At 61.2% G+C, this 21,256-nt stretch carries 19 protein-coding genes and 2 pseudogenes; 4 read left to right on the plus strand and 17 right to left on the minus strand.

What is annotated here, in order from left to right:
- Positions 1–155 precede the first annotated feature (155 nt).
- The 9 genes from RhoFasB10_RS17055 to RhoFasB10_RS17095 form a co-directional block, all read right to left on the minus strand.
- On the minus strand, positions 156–536 hold the full coding sequence (locus RhoFasB10_RS17055) for a VOC family protein (RefSeq protein ID WP_167677505.1): 381 nt from the start codon (positions 534–536) through the stop codon (positions 156–158).
- Positions 537–709: 173 nt separating this feature from the next.
- Complete coding sequence (locus RhoFasB10_RS17060) at positions 710–2,167, minus strand: NAD-dependent succinate-semialdehyde dehydrogenase (protein ID WP_167677507.1); 1,458 nt, start codon at positions 2,165–2,167, stop codon at positions 710–712.
- Between the two features lie 15 nt (positions 2,168–2,182).
- Complete coding sequence (locus RhoFasB10_RS17065; RefSeq protein ID WP_167677509.1) at positions 2,183–2,638, minus strand: nuclear transport factor 2 family protein; 456 nt, start codon at positions 2,636–2,638, stop codon at positions 2,183–2,185.
- Between the two features lie 10 nt (positions 2,639–2,648).
- Entirely contained in the window at positions 2,649–3,173 is a 525-nt protein-coding gene (locus RhoFasB10_RS17070) for an MFS transporter (protein WP_346764418.1), read from the minus strand.
- Between the two features lie 9 nt (positions 3,174–3,182).
- The gene (locus tag RhoFasB10_RS17075; protein ID WP_167677513.1) at positions 3,183–4,052 is read right to left on the minus strand and encodes an MFS transporter; all 870 of its coding nucleotides are present in this window, start codon (positions 4,050–4,052) and stop codon (positions 3,183–3,185) included.
- 93 nt (positions 4,053–4,145) lie between these two features.
- Entirely contained in the window at positions 4,146–4,577 is a 432-nt protein-coding gene (locus tag RhoFasB10_RS17080; protein WP_167677515.1) for a carboxymuconolactone decarboxylase family protein, read from the minus strand.
- Positions 4,578–4,603: 26 nt separating this feature from the next.
- The gene (locus RhoFasB10_RS17085; protein ID WP_167677516.1) at positions 4,604–5,482 is read right to left on the minus strand and encodes an alpha/beta hydrolase; all 879 of its coding nucleotides are present in this window, start codon (positions 5,480–5,482) and stop codon (positions 4,604–4,606) included.
- A gap of 508 nt (positions 5,483–5,990) precedes the next feature.
- Positions 5,991–6,677, minus strand: coding sequence for a GntR family transcriptional regulator (locus RhoFasB10_RS17090; protein WP_346764417.1), 687 nt, complete (start codon positions 6,675–6,677; stop codon positions 5,991–5,993).
- Positions 6,674–7,204: a type II 3-dehydroquinate dehydratase gene (locus RhoFasB10_RS17095; protein WP_167677518.1), complete on the minus strand. Its 531-nt coding sequence runs from the start codon at positions 7,202–7,204 to the stop codon at positions 6,674–6,676. The genes RhoFasB10_RS17090 and RhoFasB10_RS17095 overlap by 4 nt, the downstream gene beginning before the upstream one ends.
- Positions 7,205–7,888: 684 nt before the next feature.
- Between RhoFasB10_RS17095 and istA the strand changes: the two genes are divergently transcribed.
- The 3 genes and pseudogenes from istA (at position 7,889) to RhoFasB10_RS17110 (ending at position 11,133) form a co-directional block, all read left to right on the plus strand.
- Positions 7,889–9,433, plus strand: a complete 1,545-nt coding sequence (gene istA / locus RhoFasB10_RS17100) for an IS21 family transposase (RefSeq protein WP_167677520.1) — start codon at positions 7,889–7,891, stop codon at positions 9,431–9,433.
- A 55-nt stretch (positions 9,434–9,488) separates the two neighbouring features.
- Positions 9,489–9,797: pseudogene (locus RhoFasB10_RS17105) on the plus strand (ATP-binding protein); the annotation flags it as partial.
- A gap of 73 nt (positions 9,798–9,870) precedes the next feature.
- Positions 9,871–11,133, plus strand: a complete 1,263-nt coding sequence (locus tag RhoFasB10_RS17110; protein WP_167677522.1) for an IS256 family transposase — start codon at positions 9,871–9,873, stop codon at positions 11,131–11,133.
- A gap of 551 nt (positions 11,134–11,684) precedes the next feature.
- On the opposite strand, the gene RhoFasB10_RS17120 is transcribed toward RhoFasB10_RS17110, so the two are convergent.
- Both RhoFasB10_RS17120 and RhoFasB10_RS17125 read right to left on the minus strand, forming a co-directional pair.
- A complete protein-coding gene (locus tag RhoFasB10_RS17120; RefSeq protein WP_167677524.1) occupies positions 11,685–13,850 on the minus strand; it encodes a tyrosine-type recombinase/integrase in 2,166 nt (721 codons plus the stop codon).
- Positions 13,847–15,028 (minus strand): tyrosine-type recombinase/integrase, encoded by a 1,182-nt coding sequence (locus RhoFasB10_RS17125; protein WP_167677526.1) that lies wholly within the window; start codon positions 15,026–15,028, stop codon positions 13,847–13,849. Before RhoFasB10_RS17125 ends, RhoFasB10_RS17120 begins: the two co-directional genes overlap by 4 nt.
- Positions 15,029–15,148: 120 nt before the next feature.
- On the opposite strand from RhoFasB10_RS17125, the pseudogene RhoFasB10_RS17130 reads away from it, so the two are divergent.
- Positions 15,149–15,577: pseudogene (locus RhoFasB10_RS17130) on the plus strand (ATP-binding protein); the annotation flags it as partial.
- Positions 15,578–16,354: 777 nt separating this feature from the next.
- Here RhoFasB10_RS17130 and RhoFasB10_RS17135 read toward each other — a convergent pair.
- From RhoFasB10_RS17135 to RhoFasB10_RS17160, 6 genes are read right to left on the minus strand one after another with little or no spacing between them, the layout of a single operon-like run.
- Positions 16,355–17,086, minus strand: a complete 732-nt coding sequence (locus RhoFasB10_RS17135) for a cyclase family protein (protein ID WP_167677528.1) — start codon at positions 17,084–17,086, stop codon at positions 16,355–16,357.
- 18 nt (positions 17,087–17,104) lie between these two features.
- A complete protein-coding gene (locus RhoFasB10_RS17140) occupies positions 17,105–17,956 on the minus strand; it encodes a sulfurtransferase (protein WP_206031028.1) in 852 nt (283 codons plus the stop codon).
- 35 nt (positions 17,957–17,991) lie between these two features.
- Positions 17,992–18,933, minus strand: coding sequence for a hydroxymethylglutaryl-CoA lyase (locus RhoFasB10_RS17145; RefSeq protein ID WP_167677530.1), 942 nt, complete (start codon positions 18,931–18,933; stop codon positions 17,992–17,994).
- A gap of 10 nt (positions 18,934–18,943) precedes the next feature.
- Positions 18,944–20,155, minus strand: a complete 1,212-nt coding sequence (locus tag RhoFasB10_RS17150) for a CoA transferase (RefSeq protein WP_167677532.1) — start codon at positions 20,153–20,155, stop codon at positions 18,944–18,946.
- Entirely contained in the window at positions 20,152–20,520 is a 369-nt protein-coding gene (locus RhoFasB10_RS17155) for a rhodanese-like domain-containing protein (RefSeq protein ID WP_167677534.1), read from the minus strand. The genes RhoFasB10_RS17150 and RhoFasB10_RS17155 overlap by 4 nt, the downstream gene beginning before the upstream one ends.
- A 45-nt stretch (positions 20,521–20,565) precedes the next feature.
- A complete protein-coding gene (locus RhoFasB10_RS17160; RefSeq protein ID WP_167677536.1) occupies positions 20,566–21,228 on the minus strand; it encodes a GntR family transcriptional regulator in 663 nt (220 codons plus the stop codon).
- Positions 21,229–21,256 lie beyond the last annotated feature (28 nt).

Consider the following 21,256-nt stretch of genomic DNA (forward strand, 5'->3'; position numbering starts at 1 on the left):
CCAAGACAAGCTCACGCTTTTTGCGAGCGCGACTAGTCACTTCTGCCCGACTGCACTGCAGCAGCCGAGCCGTTCTTGAATAGCGAATGAGGCTGAGGACAGCACGACCTACGGCGAGGCACGTCGCTGTCGCTGCTGAAGGTTGGTAGTTCGACTTACCGGTAGTTGGAAAGTTCGATGAGGTTATTGTCCGGGTCGCGGATGTAGACGCTCAGAATCGACCCCCTTGCGCCGGTTCGTTCAACCGGACCGTCTTCGACCGCAATGCCGTGGTCCTTCAACTCTGCAGCGACGTCGGTGATCGATTCAGTGACCACGAAACACAGGTCGGCACTGCCGGGCGTCGGCTTGTGCGCTTTGGGCTCGAACTCGTGTCCCGCCTCGTGCAGGTTGATCTTGCTGGCACCGAACGTCAACGCTTTTCGGCCTTCTCGAAATGTCTCTTCGCGCATCCCGAGGACACGAACATAGAAATCTATCGAGGCGCCGATATCTGCGACGGTGAGGACGAGATGGTCGAGACGATCGATGTTCACATGCGACCCTTCGCTGAATTCGTGTGGTCGTCGTCAGCCTAGCTCTGCCGTAGACAGGCCTACCGATGCAAGGTGGTGGTGGTCTCGTGTCAGCAATCACCAGGGGCTGACACGAGACCACGTTCGACGCAAATGTGGAGTCACAGTCCGACATTCGCGTCGAAGTATACGCACTATGAGGCGACGTACTTGGTGTCGAGGTACTCTTCGATGCCTTCGGTGCCACCTTCACGGCCGTATCCGGATTGATTCACACCACCGAAGGGTGCAGCAGCATCAGAGATGATTCCTCGATTGACACCGACCATCCCCGAGTTGAGTTCGTTGGCCACCCGCGCAGCACGCGCACTGTCTCGCGTATAGAAGTACGAAGCCAACCCGAACTCGGTGTCGTTCGCTGCAGCGACTCCTTCCTCCTCGGTGTCGAACCCGATTACAGCGGCCACCGGCCCGAAGATCTCTTCGCGAAGCAATAGCGCGTCCGAGGGGACTCGGTCGAGGACAGTCGGTTCGAAGAACGAGCCTGGGCCGACCGGAGCGCTGCCCCCGGTTCGTACGCGTGCACCCTTGCGCACCGCATCGTCGACGAGGCGCGCCACCACCGTGCGTTGGCGTTCGTTGATGAGTGGACCGAGATCGGTGTCCGCGTCCAGTCCGGGTCCGATGCGCAAAGCGGCAATCCGTGAGGTGAGCTTGTCCGTGAATTCGTCGATGACCGCATTGTCGACGTGTAGTCGGTTCGCTGCCGTGCATGCCTGTCCCCCGTTGCGCATCTTAGCGGCCATTGCACCGTCGACCGCTGCGTCTATGTCCGCATCTGCGAACACCACGAAGGGTGCATTGCCACCCAGTTCCATCGACGTATGGAGGAGGTTGTCCGCAGCATTGCGCACCAAGAGCTTTCCTACCGCCGTGGATCCTGTGAACGTCACTTTTCGCAAGCGAGGGTCGGCCATCAGCGGTCCGGTCAACGGCGGCGCCGTCGAGGTCGGCAGGATCGACAGGACGCCGGGCGGAAGTCCTACATCGGCGAATACTTGGCCCAGTAGCTGCATTGTCAGTGGAGTGTCTTCTGCAGGCTTGACGATGATCGTGCAGCCCGCGGCCAGGGCAGGCGCGATCTTTCTGGTTCCCATCGCAAGAGGGAAATTCCAGGGAGTGATCGCGAGTACCGGCCCTACGGGTGTCTTCGTGACCAGGATTTGTCCGTTGCCGGCTGGTGCGCTGGTGTACCTACCCCCGATTCTGACTGCTTCTTCGGCGAACCATCGCAGGAACTCTGCTCCGTAGTTCACTTCGCCGTAGCTCTCGCTGAGCGCTTTACCCATCTCGAGAGTCATTACATGCGCGAAGTCGTCGGCTCGCTCGTGTACCAGATCGAAAGCTGCACGGAGGATTTCGCTGCGGACTCGTGGTGCGGTAGCGGCCCACTCCGGTTGGATCTGCGACGCAAGTGCGAGCGCCTCGAGCCCATCCTCCGCGCACGCATCGGCCACGGACGCGATCACCTCTCCATTGGAGGGGTCGGTCACCTCGAAGGTCTTCCCGGAGGCAGAGGGTTTCTGCACCCCGCCCAACCACAGTTGGCGGGGGACGGATGCGACTGTGCGCGTGATGCTGTTGCTGTCCATCAGTGGCGTTCCCATCTAGCGCAGATGCAACGGGGCCGACAGTGCCTCGTACTGCCATTTGGGCTCGTGGAGGCGCTTGCGAATCCGCCAGACACCGTCGACCTGTACGAGTTCGTCTCGGTATCGGATAGCTCGAGCAGACGCCCGTCCGACTCCGTTGTCGCCCCAGTGGACAGTGGCGATGACGCGGCTGTCGGAGAATGCGACCTCGCCGTCGATGTCGATGTGCAGATTGCTCAACGCGTGATCGGTCCCTGAATAGGCTTGAAGACGGTGGAGCCAGTCGGCAACGCCCTTGCCGCCATGAAGAATCTGTTCTTCGTGGTTGTAATGACTCTCCGAGTCATCGGTGAAGCACGAAGCGATGCCTTTCCAATCTTGGTTGTCGAGGTAGTTGAGGTAGTTCTCGACCGTCTCGCGGACAGCGAGCTTGGTAAGAGCGAGTTCGGTGGTGGAGATGCTCTGTGTCATCGAAGCTTCCTTAGTGAGTAGTGCGATTGTCTGATGGAGAAGAAGACGTGATACCGGTTGTCGCTGTACGCAGTTGGCGTGCAAGGCCGAGCGCAAGGATTGCTGCGATCACGAAGGATCCGGCCAACATGAGCAGTCCCGCTCGGTTGTTGCCGGTCGCCTCCCGCAGAACTCCGAGGAGCCAGGGACCGACGAAGCCGCCGAGGTTGGCTACCGAGTTCACGAGTGCCAGGGCCACGGCCGCTTGTGCCCCAGGAAAGTGCTGCGAGGGGAAGCTCATCAGTAGTGGTACCCCCGCCTGGACGCAGGCCGCGACGCAGAGACCGATCAGGGCAATGACGGCAGAACCCGTCAGCGCCGACACCGCCAGACCTCCCGCGCAGATGACGAGGACGACTGCCAATGTAGGACCGCGGTTTCCGGTTCGTTGTACTCGCTTGGATACCAGCAGTAGCGACGCGGCGGACAGGCACCATGGGAGTGCCGAGATGAACCCGGCCTGGACGGCGCCGACCGTGAATCGTTCTTGGATGATCTGGGGTAGTCAGTAGGTGACGGCGTAGAAGCCCACGAGCATGAAGAAGAAGGTGACGGTGTAATACCACGCGGCCGGGTTCTTGATGACGGACATCATGGCGCCGCGTGAGTGGCCTCCGCCGGAGTGGTCACCGCCGGCGACCGCTTCTGCTTCCAGAGCGCCGACGACGACACGTCGCTCGGCGTCGTTGAGCCACTTCGCGTCTTTCGGACCGTTGGCCATGTATACGAGCGTGACGATTCCGAGGATCACAGCGGCGGCTCCTTCGATGATGAAGACCCACTGCCACCCGTGAACACCCCATACGCCGTCCAGCCGAAGGAGCTGGGCTGTGAGCACTGAACCCGAGGCGAGCGAGATCGGGATGCCGAGCTGGAAGAGTGAATAGGCCCGAGCGAGGCGGCGTGCGGGGAACCACAGGCCGAAGTAGAACAGCAGACCGGGGTAGAAGCCGGCTTCGGCGATTCCGAGTAGTAGTCTCGCAACGTAGAGAGAGTGGGCGCCGACGACGAAGGTCGTTGCCATGGTGATGACTCCCCAGGTGACCATGATACGGGCGATCCAGAGCTTCGCGCCGAATTTGTCCATGGCCAGGTTCGATGGAATCTCGAACAGAATGTATCCGAGCGAGAACAGACCTGCTGCGAGACCGAAGACACTGGGGCTCAGGTGCAGGGACTCTCGCATGGACGATCCGACCACTGCGATGTTGACGCGGTCGACGTAGGCGATGAACAAGCCCAGAATCGCCAGGGGCATGATCCGCCGGCTGACCTTTGCCCAAATACGCTTCTCTTCGGGAGTTTCGTCGATCGTGGTGGGGTTGATGTCGACGGTCTTACGAGCCGGGGCTCCGCCAGGGTCGTGCTGGTTCATGATGTGGCCTTCCGGTTTCGGGTACGCCGGCGGACCGCGGGGCCGGTTAGGGCCCCGCGGTGACACCGAAAAGAGCGACGGGTTGATCTGCGATCAGTCCTTGGAGCCGCCGTCGTGTGCGGCAACAGTCGGTTCCAGCCCTTCTGCACCTACCACCTCTGCCCATGCTTCGAAGCCGGCCTGGAAGGCAACGACGCCTGCTTCCGGCAGGGAGATCTCGATCGCTTCGAGGATTTCGGTGGGTGTCAGTCCGAGATCGAGTGCGACCCGGATGTGGCCTTGGATATGGCCTTTGGACGCTCGCATGACCGTGAGGCTCACGATGAAGATGAGCTCTTTCGTCTTGCGGTCGAGGGTGCGCTGATCGAGGTAGGCAGCGCTGACCAGACCGTTCGCGGCTTTGAGAGCGGGAAAGTCCTGCTTGGCCATGATCTTGTGGTACGGCAGCACGTATCCGCGTTTGCGGGCCATGTCATCGATGTAGTCCTGCGCCTCGTCGAGGTTGTTGTCCTGCTGCAGTGTCATATTGATGATCCTTTCTTTTTGGTGGGTCAGTGGGTGGAGTCCGCGCGCCGACTGTCTATGTCGCGCAGTGCAGGCAAGAGGTATTCGCGGAACTTCGGGTAGTTCTCCGAGACCGGGAAGTGTCCGATGTCGGTCATTCGGCCACCTGTCGCCCCAGGGATCGCTGCGATGGTCGCCTCGGTTTCATCGGCGGTACATGCATAGTCGTATTCACCGGTCAGCAGGTGGACACTGCATTTCACGGTGTCGATCTCGTGTTCTTTGCCGCGTAGGTCGAGGTCGTTGCTGTAGAAGTAGGTGTCGCCGCGGTAGATACCGGGACCACCCTGGCTGTACTCCCACCACACTTCGCGACGCGATTCTTCAGGGCTCGTCGGTGACATGAGACCGGAAACCCAGGACGGCACAACTTGATTGGAGTTCACGTCCGGCGCGAGCGGCCAATCGTGAAACCGGCCCTTGACGGTGCTTGCTCCGGAGAGTCCGATCACGCCGGTGAATCGATCCGCATGCGTGCGCGCGAGCTCGAGTACAAGCGATCCTGCCATCGAACATCCCAGCACGACAGGGCTTTCGAGTTCCAACCGGTCGCAGAACGCGAGTACGGTCTCGATATACCGATCCGTGGTAAGCAGGTATTCCTGCTCCCACCACCCAGCCGGGGGAAGGGACTTTCCATGCCATGGCAAATCGAAAGCCAGCACCCTGAAACGTTCGGTCACTGCCTCGTCGGCGAGGAGGTGACGGTACTGCCTGGAATCGGAACCCGCGGTGTGTAGGCATACCAAGGGGGTTCCCGAGCCGGATTCTTCGAAGTACACGCGATTGTCGACACCGTCGATGGAGAGCGTGATGTATCGACCGACAACTTCTTCGACATAGGGATTGTGCTCGTAGTCAGGCATCGTTTCCTACCTTCTGCACCGCTGTCCTGGCGAGCGCGAGAACGAGTTGGACGAACCGCAAGTTCTGAATGAGTGTGTGTCGCCCCGATTCGACGGCGAAATCGTCTTGCCGACGGTCCAATGCCAAGACATCGTTGTGTAGAGGTGGAGGAGTAGGCAGGAGGAACATCCCCCATGCGCGAGAGGACCCGCGAAGGACGATTGCGTCCCGACCGCCGTCTTCGACGTCGGTTCTCCCTGTCAGTACCCCGTCGACGAAGCGGCAGGTCAGGGTTCGTTCGTCACATTTGAGGACGAGGGTGATCGAAGTCCATCGACCGACGAGTTCGACTTCGCGAGATCGGGAGAGTGCGTGTTGCCAGTTCGTCTGCCATTCCTCGCCGAGAAACGGGGAGTTCGTCGCAGAGATGTTGTTCTGCATGTTCGGGTCCTTGTCGGGGCATGCGGGATTATGGGCATGCTGAATAGAGCCGATGTGTGGTCGGCAGGGGTGTTGTTACTCGGCTGTTTAAACCTGTGCGCCGGCTGCCAAACGTGCGAGAGCCACATTGGAGGCCTGCTGGACATGTTCGACACAGGCGATTCGGGCCGCTTCGGCGTCGCCGTCCTCGATTGCGGACACGATCGCTCGTAGCTCACGGATGGTGTCGACGTGTCGACCAGGTGCCCCGAGCGAAAGATGTCTCAGTTGTTGAACCCGTGCGTGGATCGTCCGCAGCATTGTCGAGACGAACTCGTTTCCAGCGCCGGCCATCAGAACCGCGTAGAACTCGTCCTTGCTGACCAGTACATCTGCAAGTTCGCCTGTTTCCATGGCTTCTTCCACATCCTGCAGAGAAGACGCCAGCATGCGCTTCTGCTTCGGTGTGCCGCGGACAGCAAAGGACTGCCCCGCCAAGGCCTCGAGAGCCCCTCGCACTTCGAACAACGCAGCTGCCTCGCTCGCCGTCAAGGTCGCCACGATCGGCCCTTGATTGGCGACCATCTGGACCAAACCCTCAGCTTCGAGATGGCGCAAGGCTTCGCGAACGACAGTCCTACTGACATCGAACCGTTCACACAGTTCGCGTTCTCCCAGCCGTTGACCCGGGCCGTACTCCCCCGACGCCAAAGCCTCGCGAAGCAACTCGACCACCTGCAGACGCAGCGGTGCTGCTACTCGAGAAGGAAGCGAGGGCCGACCGGTGATGCTCACAACGGTGAATTCTGCCCGAGGAAGTTTTCGTCATCGAGGGCAGACACCAATGCGATGATCGCGCCCAGGTAACTGTGCTCACGCAACCCCATCGACATGCCGGTCGCGGTACGCGTGAAATTCGACTGCCACGGACCGCCGGGTAGTCCACGACCGGACCACGGAGGCGCAGAAATATTGGAGAAATGAATCTCGACGAACGGCTTCTTCGTCTCCTCGAGAGCGTGCCGGGTGGGTTCGCCGGTCGTGGTCAGACCTGCCGGATTGAGCAAATAACCGGAGGCGCGGTCGGAGGACTCGTGGACGAAATCGAGGATCGCACCTTCGTAATTCGAGGTGAACGTCTCGACCTCGACACCAAGGCCAGCACCTATCTTCTTCACGTAGTCGTGCAGTGAGTCGATCGACGAGATCGGCCCGTAGACCCTCTTGTTGCGTTTGCCCAGGTTCGGCATGTTCGGGCCATCGATCAGAACGATGGTGTGCTTCTCGGTTCCGCCCCGGTGCCACGCCAATGTGTCAGCCATGTGAATTCCTTCCGTAATACGAGAAGACCGTAATACGGTATGAGTGTGACTGTCAACACCGGAAACCGCGAAGCATGCCTGCATCACGCTCCTCTCTCGTCGGACCCAGCTGTTGCTGACAGACGTGCAAATTCATGTGCCGGGCGTCGCAGGCGATGGATGGTCGCAGACGATGGCAGGAGCGAAAATCTCAGCTCACTCGGACTACAGGACGGCCAGGCCGCTCTGAATGAGGTCGCGCATGTCGAGCGATCGTGCGGCTCGGCGATCGAGCTCCGAAGGAGGGGTGGGTCCCGGCGTGGACGAGTCGGTTGAACTGCGCGCGGTGAGACGAATACTGAGCCCGATCGACGCTCGCTCCTCGGATTCAGTGGGTGTACCGGCTGCAGGCTCATTCGAGGGTTCGGGTGCGCGTTCCGGTGGGCCCACGAATTCAGCAGCACCATCGTCTCGGAGCGATCGAATCGGTACAGCCATGATGCGGAGCGGCCTGCGTGTCAGCGGTCACGTAATTCCCCAGGCTTGAGGGGTTGTCCGTCACGTAATTCCTCACCCGCTGTCACGTAATTCCCCACCCTGGGGCGTGTCGGTGCGGGGTTGGGGTGCTGCTCAGGTTCGCTCCTGACACGAGGTCCTGCCAAGGGCTCGTGGAAGGGGCCTGAGGTGGCAAGGAAGTCATTCACCGTGAACGATCTCATCGAGATGTTCCGACACTGGAACGCCGGCCGATCCCAGGTCGATATCTCCGAAGCACTGGGACTCGACCGCAAAACCATCCGCAAATACCTCCAATCAGCGGTCGCCGAAGACATCGAACCAGCGCCGAAGGAGGTGTTCGACGAACAACTCTGGCGCGAGCGGATCGACCGCTGGTTCCCCGCACTCACCGACCCGGCGGCCCGCGCGCTCACATGGGAGCAGATCGCACCGCACCACGACTGGATTACCAGCCAGCTCGACGTCCCTGTCACCGTCGCCACCATCGCCCAGCGGCTCCGCGACGACCACCGTGTCGATGTGTCTGAATCGACCGTCCGACGTTACATCGCAACAACATTCGCCGAACAACGTCTCGAAGAGAAAGTGACCGTGCCACGCGGCAGCGTCGAACCGGGCAGCGAAGCGCAGATCGACTACGGCAAACTCGGCATGTGGTTCGACCCGAGCCTTGGCCGCCGCATCACCGTGTGGGCGTTCGTGATGATCCTGTCCTGCTCCCGCAAAATGTTCGTCCAACCCGTCTTCCGGATGGATCAAGCATCGTGGAACGCCTCCCACGTCGCGGCGTTCGAGTTCTTCGGCGGCGTCCCGGCACGGATGGTCTGCGACAACCTCAAAACCGGTGTGCAGCGACCCGACCTCTACGACCCGATGATCAACCCCGCCTACCAGGAGTTGGCGAGCTTCTACGGCACTCTCATCGATCCCGCCCGAGCCCGCAAACCCAAAGACAAACCCCGCGTCGAACGTCCCATGCCTTACATTCGAGACTCCTTCTGGGCCGGAAGCGAGTTCACCTCACTCGCACAGATGCAGAGCGCGGCATTGCATTGGTCCACAGAGGTATACGGGCGTCACCAGCACCGCGGACTCGACGGCGTATCACCCTCGGCGATGTTCGAGGCCGTCGAACGATCCGCCCTCGCACCGCTCCCCGCCCGACCGTTCGAGGCCGTGCACTACTCGGTCGGCACCGTCGCTCCGGACTGCCACGTCAAAGCCGGCAAAGCGTTCTACTCAGTGCCCTGGCGCCTGCTCGGACAAAAAGTCATCATCCGCACCGCCGGGGACATCGTCCAGGTATTTCACGACGATGCCGTCGCCGCGACTCACGTCCTGCACCTGAGCGGGCGGTCCACGAACCTCGAGCACTACCCTCCGCAGAAAGTCGCACACACCCTGCGCAGTGTCACCTGGTGCCGAGCGCAAGCCGAACAAATCGGTTCCGGCGCAACACAAGTGATCGACGAACTGTCCTCCGTCAACGCTATCCACCGACTCTGGGCCATCCAAGCCATCATTCGACTCCGCGAGAAATACGACGACACCCGCCTCGACGCCGCCTGCACCAGAGCGCTCGAACTCGACGACGTGCACTACCGCACCATCAAAGGACTCCTCGTCGCAGGAAACGAACACGGAGAGCACCCCGACGACCAACCGTCGGTTCCGCTGCCGCCGGCGATGCTCCGCGGCCCCGACGCGTTCGACACCGAACGTTCAGCATGACGCGACGAAATCCCGAACGCACCGTCTACGAACGACCTTCGATAGCGAGGACACCATGACCATTCACGACCCTTCTCTGAGAACCGCGCTGAAGACCCTCAAACTCACCGGGATGCTCGACACCCTCGACGCCAGATTGGCGCAAACCCGCGACGGGCAACTCGGGCACCTCGAATTCCTGCAAGTGCTCTGCGAAGACGAAATCGCCCGCCGCGAATCAGCCGCCCTGACCAGACGAGTCCGCCGAGCCAAGTTCGAACAAGCCAATACCTTCGAAGACTTCGACTTCACCGTCAGCCCGAAACTCCCCGCCGCGATGCTCCGCGACCTCGCCGCGCTACGCTGGCTCGACGCCGGTGAATCGGGGACTGTCAGATAAACGGTTGATCCGGTCTTGGTTCGACACGCCGAGCTGAGCTTGGCAGGAAGGATCGACGATGACCGAAACACTGGAGCCCATGGCGGACGAGGTGGATCAGAAGCAGTTGGCCGAGCAGCTCCTGGCTCAAGCCAAGGAGCAGGGCGTGGAGTTGATGGGCCCGAACGGGCTGCTCAATCAGCTCACGAAAAACGTCCTCGAGACCGCACTGGATGCTGAGATGACCGAGCACCTCGGCTATGAGAGACACGACGCTGCCGGCCGCGGCAGCGGGAATTCTCGAAACGGTACCCGTTCGAAGACGGTGCTCACCGAGATCGGGCCGGTGGAAATCGATGTTCCCCGCGACATCGACTCCTCGTTTGCGCCGCAGATCGTCAAGAAACGTCAACGCCGTCTGACGGGTATCGACGAGATCGTATTGTCGCTCACTGCAAAGGGATTAACGACCGGTGAGGTGTCCGCGCATTTCCAGGACATCTACGGTGCGACGGTATCGAAGGACACCATCTCCCGCATCACCGACAAAGTCGTCGGGGAGATGACCGAGTGGCAGAACCGGCCCCTCGAACGGGTGTACCCGGTGATGTTCATCGACGCTGTGCACGTCAAGGTCCGGGACGGGCAGGTCACGAACAGGCCGATGTATGTCGCGATCGGTGTCACCGTGGGCGGTGAACGCGACATCTTGGGGATCTGGGCCGGCGACGGTGGTGAGGGCGCGAAGTTCTGGCTTTCGGTGCTCACCGAGATCAAGAACCGAGGCGTTGCCGATGTGTGCATCGTGGTGTGCGACGGACTGAAGGGATTGCCGGACGCGATCAACACGGTCTGGGAGCTGGCGGTGGTGCAGACATGCATTATTCATCTGATACGCAACACCTTTCGGTTCGCGTCACGGAAATACTGGGATGAGATGGCGCGTGATCTGCGGCCGGTCTACACCGCGCCTTCGGAGTCGGCGGCGAAGGAACGGTTCACCGAGTTCAGGAAGAAATGGGGTGAGCAGTATCCGGCGATCATCAGGATGTGGGATAACGCGTGGAGTGAGTTCGTTCCGTTCCTGGACTACGACGTGGAGATCAGGAGGGTGATCTGCTCGACGAACGCGATCGAGTCCGTCAACGCCCGATACAGGCGTGCTGTGCGTGCTCGTGGGCACTTTCCGACCGAGCAGGCGGCGCTTAAGTGCTTGTATCTGGCGACTCGAGCGCTGGACCCCACAGGGAAAGGTAAGGCACGATGGGCAATGAGGTGGAAGCCAGCGCTCAATGCCTTCGCGATCACCTTCGAAGGACGCATCACCCCGAACGGTAACTAACCGACGCCGAGATCGGATCCACCGTTAATCGGACACTCCCGTGAATCGGTCATCCTCTACGGACCGGGTGTTATCTATGGGTTGGGTCAGAACGGTGGTTCGTGTGCGGGTCAGGTTGTCGTTTCGATTGATTCAGCAGTGTGTTGGGTGTTGCCGCGGCGGGCCCTTTCGCGTCGTAGGTCGAGGTTTTCGCCGTGGGCTTGTTCGAGCGCGTCGCGCAGAGCTTGGGTTTGCTGTCGGTGACGTTTCTTGAGTTCAGTCATCTGTTGTGTAAGCGTGATGACCAGCGGGTTCTCGTCGGTGGCGATGGGGCGTGCGGTTGTCGTTGAGAGGTGCTTCCCGCGTAGGTATTCGATGCGTCGGCGAAGCTCGGAGTGCTTGTAAAGGAAGGCGTGCGAGACGGCCGGCCTCTCGTTGCACGGACTGAAATGTGATGGGTTCACCGCGTTTGACCAGGGATCTGATTGCTTGATCGGCAGCGTGTGCGGCGCGCTGAGATTTGGCCTTCGCGGCGGCAGTGAGGACGGCGATGCGGCGTTCTCGGGTGTCGGTCATGGTGTGCCTCTGCGGTCTTTGATCGGCTCGAGAGTTAGTGCGATCGGCCCGGCAGTGGAGCGGTTGCACGGCGGGGTGATGTCGTCGAGTGGATTCTCGGGTGTGCGTTCGAGGGTATCTAGGAGGTCTGTAAGGGCGGTGTGTTCGGCGCGGCGGAGGTTGAGCCAGACGTTGTCCGAGGGCATAGGTTGGCCGTGTTTCTGTTCGAATTCTGTTGTGGCTCTGTCGATGATCTCTGTGGTCTCGTGAAGCTGACGTTTGAGGACGCTGCTGTGAGTGATGTCTGTGACGAAGACCGAGCATGTCAGGCATGCGTTGCCTTTTCCGCATGTCTGCAGTGGAGGAAGCATGCACCAGCCGTTCGGGAGGATTCGGTCGGCACTGCGGAACAGATGCAGGCTGTCGTGGTCGTCGCTGGACAATGCGATGCGCGTGCCGTCGGCGCGGAGTTTCGTGGTCGCGAGAAATGCTTGTTCGGCGTGTTCGTCGCGGGCCGCGATGTAGTGCATGGTCATCGTCGGGGTGGCATGGCCGGCATAGCGTTGGAGCACGTGAACCGGTAAACCGAGTTCGGCCAGGCGGGTAAGTCGGGTGTGACGAAACCGGTGAGTGTGACTCAGTTGCACCCGGTGTCCGCGGGAATCTTTGATCTGGATCACCGAACTGAGGGTGCGCAAAACCCAGTTGTATGTGCCGGATGGATAGGTTTTGTCGCCGCGACGGTTGCCGCTGCGTTGGACGAACAGGAAGCGGTGATCGACGTTCGGATAGTGAGTGTGCAGCCAATGTTTCTGTTCGGCGATGATTTCTGCTACTTCACGGTCGACGAGGATGGTGTCCGGTGCAACGTCGATCTTGCTCTGAGCGTAGCGGAACCTCGACAATGTTCCGTCGGCGTCGGCGCTTTGATCGGCCGTGGCGGAAAGGCAGTCGTAATCGCACGTTCGGATCTCGCTCGAACGTCGGCCGGTGAGGATTTGTAGCAGGATCATGCGCATGGCCTGCGGATCCTCGAGCCCGTCGACAGTGATGTCGGTACCGTCGCCGCGTGTGAGGGTGAGCTGTTGATCGCGGGGCAACCCGATCAACGGCAGAGCTGCGGTGATCTGGCTGAGCGCATGGTCGTCGATGTAGTGGGTGTCGCTGAACCCGTGGTGGTGTGGAATTCGGGTTACTCGGCCGAACCAGCTGTCCGCGTGGGTGGTGGTCACGTGCTGCCAGGGGCCGGGGCCCAGAACGGTGCGCGACTCGGCGGGGTTGGCCGCGATGAACTCGAAGAGACCGGCGACGGCACGCAGGTCGTCGTTCACGGCGCGGATCGCCACGGGTGTGCCGAGGTGTCGGGTATCGGATTGGCGGGTGGCGCGATTGCGGCGATCCGCGGTCCAGCGGGAAAAGGCCGCGGCCTGCTCTACGGCGGTGGCCGGGTCACCGAGGACGTCGGTCGCGTCGGATAGTGTTGTACTGAGCCAGGTGTCGAACCGACGTAAGCTCAGGATTCGTTCCTGGCTGACCGTGGTCCACCGCAATGTGCCGGACTCGAGCATGGTGCCCAGATACCATTTCACTGCAGACCGCAGCCATGGCTGGGTGATCTGCCCGGGCGAACACCCGTAGTTCCCGCATGGCTCCCTCGCGGTCAGTGGGATCCGCGGATTGCAGCGCGGATGCCACTCGTCGAGCTGCCACCAAGGACCGTCGTGGCACGCCGAGATCAAGGCCTGGCGGGCGAAACCGAACAGCACCCGCAGCCGCGCACGTCCCTTGTGAGAGGGCACCGACTTGCCTCTACTGAGATAGAACCAGCTCTGCAGTGCGACGGCAGCGTCGTAGTCCATCTCGCGAATCGATGACGGAACCCGATGCCCCTCTGCTGTTGCGCGGCGCAGCACGTTCGCCAACTGCGCAATCGCAAGCACCGCTACACGGGTGCCGTCTTCGCTCTGCCAATGTGCCATCCACGCCAACTCCGCGGCAAAGGGATCCGGAATCGAACTCAAATCGAGCTGAGGCCAGTCATTCTCGGTGATCGCTGCCCAGTTCTCGATGCCGGGGCCCAGGACCGGTCCGTGCCATTGCGGCGGCAGTGCGTCATGTAGTCGCCAGATCGGGTCGATACCGATGCCGACGCCAACGGGCGGGTCCTGCCGCTGAGGGGTCATCGTCTTACCTGCATCGCACCGGCATAGGCGGCCCAGTTCGCTGCAGCGCGCAAGGCCTCGTCTTCTCGGACCCACCCGTAGAGGTCGAGGGTGGTCTGCACGTGGGCGTGGCCGAGTCGGCGCGATACAACCCAGTCGGGTGTCCCGGCCAGAAGCAACGCGGTGGCGTGCGTATGCCGAAACCAGTGTGGAGTCCACTCGGGTGGGCCGGCGCCGTGTCTGCGTAGCGCCGACACTTTCTCTCGTACCGTCGTTTCGCGCAGCGCAGCCAGCAGAGGTGGGCGCATCACATTCACCAGAAGAGGACTGTCCTCGGTCAACGTCAGACCGAATTCAGCAGCCCTGCAAACGATGTAAGTGAGGTAGTCAGCGAAAAGACGTTCGAGGTCGGAGCCGACGTAAACCCGTCTCGGACGCATCATTTTCACTCGAGCCCCATTCGTGTTGTCCTCTCTCGGGACGATCTCGACGAACGGTGTCCCGCCGCGACCCATCACGAAGTCGCCGATCCGCAACCCCAAAGCCTCACCGAGCCGCATACCGGTGTCTGCGAGCAATGCGAAGAGAAACCGGTCTCGCAGGTTCCCTTCCCACTCTGCGGTGACGGCATCGAACACCGCGCATCCATCCAAGATGGCCTGAATCTGGTTGGGCAACAGTATCGGTGGACGGCGAGTGCCGCGATGACCGCGCACCCGCACCAGTGACGATGGTTGCGGTGCAGCGCGAAAAACGAGATGAGAAAGCAGACCCCGTGTCGGTATCCGCCGCGACGTTCCGCGCATCAACTTTCCCGCAACTGGAACTCCGAATACTGCTTCTTGCCAACGATAGAAGGACACCACCGCCGCAAGGCGGGCCTCCAACGTCGACGCCTGCGGCGCTGAGTCGGGTGGGACGAGGCTGTGCTCGACTTTGCGGTCGTTGCGCAACCAGGACAGAAATCCGGTCACTGCCGGGGCGCCCACATTGTGCCAGTTGCCTTCGTCGCCTCGCTGCTCCAGAAACGACCACCACTGCGCCAGCGATGTTGCATACCCACGCACGGTGTTCGGCGACCACAGGTGCCGGTGAGCTTCCAACCACTGCTCGATCGGTACTACCGTGCGGTAGAACGCGTCGACCACAGTCCAGGTACGGGTCCCTCCAGCAGGCGTAATCGCCAATCCGAATGCCACACACATCATCCCCTTCGTTGTTGCGGTCCCTCCGATAACCCCGAAACAACGATGACCGAGCAAGACCAACTACCGTCGTCGTGGACGTTACGGACAGTGGAATAACACCCGTTGATAACGGTCGGTGTCGGGAAAACCCATGTCGCACAAGCACTCGGCCATCAAGTCGCCCGCCGCGGAGGCGACATCCGGTTCGTCAAATGTTCCCGCATGCTCGCCGACCTCGCGGGCGGACACGCCGACCGGACCATCGGACAACGCATGCGCGAATACACCCGACCGCACGTACTCATCATCGACGACTTCGCGATGCGTGAGCACACCACCACTCAATCCGATGATCTCTACGACCTCGTGTCCAATCGCGCGATCGCCGGTAAACCGTTGATCCTGACGAGCAACAGAGCCCCCAAAGATTGGTACCCACTGTTCCCGAACCCCGTCGTCGCCGAATCGCTCCTCGACCGACTCATCAACACCAGCCACCAAGTCCTCATGGACGGGCCGTCCTACCGACCCCGCAAACGACCCGGAGCCAAGACCACCTGACAACCGAGTCCGTCACCGATATCCTCACCTCAGCAGCTCCCGGCATGGGGAATTACGTGACAACTACCCCTGGGGAATTACGCGACCGTCGACATGCGCGTGTGAGCACGTTTGTCACAACCAGAGATCGCTTTCGCCTGCTGACGCACACAACTCGGTCGAAGGGTCGAACGTCCAATGCGCACCTACAGCGACTACCGCGCAGTATGCATAAGTGAACAGTGCTGTCCCCGCACCCGTGCTTACAGTCTCACGGTGGGGTCATCCTGCTTCACCCGACACTGTTCGAGTACCTGCTTGCTACGGCCCACAGAGTCGAGCTGCGCCGGAGTCGAAGACTCGACCAACGGACAACTCGACCCACGGACAACTCGCCCCACGGACGTTGGCGGCTGGATTCGCGAACGACTCGTGCTGAGTTGCCCGGCACCGCCACGCGCGGTGTCCTCAACGCCCACCTGTTAGCAACGATGGTGCACTTCGTTAACAGGTCGCGCTTTGTACGCGCGGTGATTCAGAAAGAGTCTGGTCTTCTACGGAGTTCGACGACCAGAACCTCGACCGTGCGCAGTACATACGCAGGGTCGAGGTATCACCGCTCGCAACTGCAGCCCGTGCAGACATTGGGCCACGAGTCGGCGTCGTTGTTCCGATGGAGAAGAGAGATCGGGCACCGGCGTGCTGCATCCGGCCCACGTACAGGTTGCTCGACCGAACCTCGCATGGGCCGCCAAGACCAGTGTGAGAGGTATTCCGAGATTGGGTTCTGTGTGCACCTCAGGCAGTAGGACGCACAAGCACTCTCGCCGGCGCACCGTCGTAAGCTCGGATGTTCAGCGCTGCGAAAATGAATTCGGCGCGTCGACCGGATACCTCGGTCGGTGGTTTGAGGTGCTCGCTGATGAGGACACCTGCTTTGAGCAGCAGTCGGTGGACGGGCCAGTCGAACGGTGTGGGACGTTGGTAAGTGGGCAGATCGGGCGACCCGAAATCGACTGCCAACATCTTGATTTCACGGTCGGCGAGCCATTGCGCACCCGCCAGGTCGATGCTCGGATGCTGAAGGTAAGTGTCCGTGCCGACGTGAGCCGCCCAGCCGGTGTCTAGCGCGACGATGTCGCCTGGCTCGATACTCGGTGTCGCATTCTCGAAATGCTCGGCGGAGATGACCCCACCAGGCTCGACGTCGATCTGCACGACCACTCCTGGACCGGTCAGGCGTTCGAGTGGTACATCCTCGAATGCCGGACCGTCGGCGTAGAAGTGGCGGGGGGAGTCCACGTGGGTTCCGATATGGACGACCATGGAGATCTCACTGACATTGATCATGTCGTCTTCGAGTGTGCGGAATTTGCTGAAGACCGGGGCGTCGAACGGGACCATCCGCGGAATGTTCTCGTCGATGACGTGTGTCGCATCGAGCCAGGGCCCGACCGGCGTGTAGGCGGAGGTTGATTCGCACGGCCATCCGGCCCAACCGGTGATCGGCGGTTTCGTGTAGTCACACATTGGCTTGTCCAGTCGTAGTTAGTTGGGTCCGGTGGCAACAGGGCGCGACGAATCGTTGGACCACTGCGACCAGGAACCCGGATAGAGGGCAGGACTGACGCCCAGAATGTTCAGTCCTGCAATGACATGCGAGGCAGTAACTCCCGAACCGCAATATACCGCTGCGACTTCGCTGCCCGTACCGACATGATCGGCCAGGACCTTCCGAAGGTCGTCGTCGCCGAGAAACGTGCCGTCGCTATCGAGGAGTGCACTGGTCGGCAGATTCTTTGCCCCGGGGATGTGTCCGGCCTTCGGGTCGACGGGTTCGACCTCGCCGCGAAAGCGTTCTGTGGCACGTGCATCCACCAGTCCGCCGGCGTCGGCGATTCGGGCTGCGCCGTCGGCGTCGATAGTTTCGAGGTTGCCTGCCTGCAACGTCACGTCGCCGGGAAGAATGGACCCGTCGCCGGCCTCGATCGGGTGGGCGGATCGGACCCAGGCGTCGAATCCTCCGTCGAGGATCTTCACGTTCTCGAGTCCGGCCCACCGAAGCAGCCACCAGGCGCGTGCTGCCGAGGTGCTCGGACCTGCGTCGTACACGACGACGTCATCTCCGTCGTCGATTCCCCATCGACGGGCAGCGGCTTGCAGATCTGCGATGTCGGGCAGTGGATGCCGACCGTGTTCTGGGCTGGCGGCGCCGGCCAGCTCGGTGTCCAGGTCGACATACACTGCACCTGGGATATGCGAATGCCGGTACAACTCGTGGCCGTCGCTGCGTCCGAGGGCCCAGCGCACGTCGAGAATCACTGTGCGACTTGTCGAATTGGGTCGAGCGAGCTCCTCAGCTCTCACCAGCACGGCATGGCGGGATGTTTGCGATGTCATCGTGTTTCCTACGTTGTCGAACTTGTGGGTGGATGTCAGCTCGCAGAATCGGCGATGACCCATTCGAACGCATTCGCGGTCGACCGTGCTCCCTGCGCCGTCTTGGTCCGGTTCGGCTCCCCCAGGTCGGACAGCAACTTCTCGGTGGTGCGTACGATTTCCCCGAGAGACTCTGGTGTGAGCCATTCGGGCCTCGTCGCGAACAGAATGTCCTCGGTCGAGGTATTACCACTGGCGCCGGGCGCGAAAGGGCAACCGCCCAGACCGCCGAGCGAACCGTCCACCATGGCAGCGCCTGCGGAGATTGCGGCGAGAGTGTTGGCGACGCCGAGACCCCAGGTGTCGTGCCCGTGGTACACCACGCGCCGTGCCGGTGTTTCGCCGACGACTCGTGCGATCAGCCTCGACACCTGAGTTGGTACCGCCTGTCCGAGCGTGTCGCAGATGACGATGTCGTCTGCGCCGTCGGTGCGCGGGTCGTTTGCGATCTCGATGATGCGGTCCTCGCTCACATATCCCTCGAACGGGCACGTGAACGACGTGGCGAGGGTGAGCTGGATGCGCCCGCCGACTGATTTGACCTTCTCGATCGCCGCAGGCATCGCCGCGATGCTGTCCTCGGTGGGGCGGCCGATGTTGGCCTTGTTGTGCGAGTCGGATGCGGACAGACAATATTGAAAGTTTTTCGCACCGGCGTCTATGGCCTTTTCCACATGCCGGGGCGTAGCCACCCACAACCACGACCGGTCGAGCTCGTCCTCGGTGAGACCGCGCACGACATCGAGCGAGTCGGCAAGTGTCGGAACAAGATCAGGCCTCGCGAGCGAACCGATCTCGAGCTCTGGCACGCCGAGTCGGATCAGTTGCCGGATCAGGTCGATCTTTGCTTCGGTCGAGGGCGCTACCTTGGTCAGCTGCAGGCCGTCACGCAGTGTGACGTCGCGAACGAGTGTGCTGGGTTGAAACTGGAAACTCATGGTCAAATCCTCACTGTGACGGGGCATGCTTGGCGAACGACTCGAGACTGGCGAGTACTTCTGCAGTGTGTTCGCCCAAATCCGGTCCGGCCGATTCGATGTCGATGGATCGTTCACCGATGACGGGCACGATGCCGGAGAACGCGACGTCCTCGATGCGGCCATTCGTGATCTCGACCGGAATCTTCTGAATCATGTTACGCGAGAGATACTGTGGGTCGGAGATGATGTCCTCGGCTGTGTAGATGGGACCGGCGGGCACCTCTGCTTCGTCGAGAATCGCCAATGCTTCATCCCTCGTCAACGACCCGGCCCACCCACCGATCACGATGTCGAGTTCATCGCGGCGCTCCCATCTGCCCGCATTGGTGGCAAGACCCTGATCTTGGGCGAGATCATCGCGTCCGATGACCCTCATGCATCGCCCGAAGATCGAATCTGCGTTCGCGGCAACGATGATCGAACGCCCGTCCGAGCAGACGTATGCATTCGACGGCGCAATCCCTTCCATCCGCCCACCGGTCCGGGTACGTGTGACCCCGTACGCCGAGCGATCGGGAACCAGAGATTCCATCATCGACAGAATGGACTCGTTCAACGCCACATCGATGGTGCGAGCGACAAGTGGAAGCGTATGTCCGTCGAGAATTTGACGCTGAAAGAGCGCCATGACCGTGCCGAAAGCCGCGTACAGTCCCGCGATGGAATCACCGATGGATACCCCGACGCGTACGGGCGGCCGATCCGGATCGCCGACGAGTTCACGCATTCCCCCAACGGCTTCGGCAACAGCGGCGAATCCGGGTTTGCCCGAGAGCGGACCGGTCTGGCCGAACGCCGAGATTCTGGTGATCACGAGGTCGGGATTGACGCTGGTAAGTTCGTTCGGGCCGAGTCCCCACTTCTCCAACGTGCCCGGGCGGAAGTTCTCGAGCACGACATCGCACGTGGCAGCGAGGGCGAGGACGGTCTGCTTGCCCTCATCGGTGCGGAGATCGAGCACCACCGACTTCTTGTTCCGATTCACCGTACGGAACAACATCGAGGTCGTTCCCTCGTACAAGCGCCAGTTGCGGAGCTCGTCACCGACGAGGGGGCGTTCGATCTTGATGACTTCTGCGCCGAAGTCTGCGAGTAGTCGGCCGGCCGTGGGTGCGGCGATGTAGTTGCCGAGCTCGAGGACCCGAACACCTGCAAGTGGAAGCGGTGCGGTGTCGCTCACGACCACGAACCCGTCGCCGACTCGGGCAAAGGATCAAGCCCCGCCTCACGCCACGCGGGATACCCTCCGGACACCTGGACGACCGGTGTAAACCCCAAGGCGGCAAGTTGTTCCACGACAGGACCAGAGCCACCTTCACTTGTGCAGAAGACCACGATCGGCCGATCACGTGCAGCGTGCTCGAGGTCGCCTCCGGATCCGAATCGGATTGCCACATCCGGCTTGAGTACCGAGATCGCTCCGTCGATGACGCCGGCCTCCTCTCGCGTCGCAACCCTGCGAACATCGATCAGAATTCCACCGTCGGACACCACCTGATGTGCAACCTCGGGGGCCACTGAGCTACCGCTGTTCAACTCGACCATCTGCTACTACCTTTCAGCAAAAACTACGTCTGGAGCATGTGTGGATCAGTGTTCGTAGCCGAGAATCACATCCTGCTCCCAAGCGCGAATTCGGACATCACGTACTCGCTCGAGGTGTCGACTCAACAGGCGACGGGCTGCATCCTGGTCACGTGAGGCGATCGCTTCCATCACACCCCGATGCTCAGCGTCGGTCTCCTCCAGGTTTTCGTGGACCTCGATTCGGGCGGAGTTGTACGGTGCAAGCTGAGCGACGGTACGTTCCAACAGTTCCGAGGCGGTGCGGTTCTTTCCTATCGATACCGCCGACAGATGCCACTTTCGATTCAGTTCCGTCTTGACAGCGCGATCGGTTTCACTACATGCACGTTCGAACATTGCATTGAGCGCACTGATGTCGCGGGTGGTTGCTCTTTCGCACGCCGAAACGACCGCGGTCACTTCCAACGCGATGCGCACGTTGTAGATATCGATGATTTCCTCGACATCGCGTTGGGGAACTTCGTACCCGCGCACCACCCGGCGCAGCAAACCATCGTGCTCGAGCCGACTGAGGGCATCACGGATCGGAGTACGCGACATCCCGTACGGGCCGGTCAGTCCGGCTTCGGTGAGCGTCGTACCAGGCGAGAGGACCCCGGAGACAATATCGTCGCGAATGCGACGGTAACCGGCCTCGGTCCGTGTACTCACATCTTGTGTACTCACAAGGTCTCCCCGTGCTCGTTTCTCGAAT

Origin of the sequence: Rhodococcus sp. B10 (assembly GCF_011770055.1) — a bacterium.
Lineage (GTDB): Bacteria > Actinomycetota > Actinomycetes > Mycobacteriales > Mycobacteriaceae > Rhodococcoides > Rhodococcoides kyotonensis_B.

Bases quoted from the DNA above. Each gene is read 5' to 3' on its own strand.
- RhoFasB10_RS17140 (WP_206031028.1), bottom strand. From the start codon at position 17,956: ATGACATCGCAAACATCCCGCCATGCCGTGCTGGTGAGAGCTGAGGAG.
- RhoFasB10_RS17110 (WP_167677522.1), top strand. From the start codon at position 9,871: ATGACCGAAACACTGGAGCCCATGGCGGACGAGGTGGATCAGAAGCAG.
- RhoFasB10_RS17120 (WP_167677524.1), bottom strand. From the start codon at position 13,850: ATGACCCCTCAGCGGCAGGACCCGCCCGTTGGCGTCGGCATCGGTATC.
- RhoFasB10_RS17085 (WP_167677516.1), bottom strand. From the start codon at position 5,482: ATGCCTGACTACGAGCACAATCCCTATGTCGAAGAAGTTGTCGGTCGA.
- RhoFasB10_RS17135 (WP_167677528.1), bottom strand. From the start codon at position 17,086: ATGTGTGACTACACGAAACCGCCGATCACCGGTTGGGCCGGATGGCCG.
- RhoFasB10_RS17095 (WP_167677518.1), bottom strand. From the start codon at position 7,204: ATGGCTGACACATTGGCGTGGCACCGGGGCGGAACCGAGAAGCACACC.
- RhoFasB10_RS17145 (WP_167677530.1), bottom strand. From the start codon at position 18,933: ATGAGTTTCCAGTTTCAACCCAGCACACTCGTTCGCGACGTCACACTG.
- RhoFasB10_RS17060 (WP_167677507.1), bottom strand. From the start codon at position 2,167: ATGGACAGCAACAGCATCACGCGCACAGTCGCATCCGTCCCCCGCCAA.
- RhoFasB10_RS17080 (WP_167677515.1), bottom strand. From the start codon at position 4,577: ATGACACTGCAGCAGGACAACAACCTCGACGAGGCGCAGGACTACATC.
- RhoFasB10_RS17155 (WP_167677534.1), bottom strand. From the start codon at position 20,520: ATGGTCGAGTTGAACAGCGGTAGCTCAGTGGCCCCCGAGGTTGCACAT.
- RhoFasB10_RS17075 (WP_167677513.1), bottom strand. From the start codon at position 4,052: ATGAACCAGCACGACCCTGGCGGAGCCCCGGCTCGTAAGACCGTCGAC.
- RhoFasB10_RS17065 (WP_167677509.1), bottom strand. From the start codon at position 2,638: ATGACACAGAGCATCTCCACCACCGAACTCGCTCTTACCAAGCTCGCT.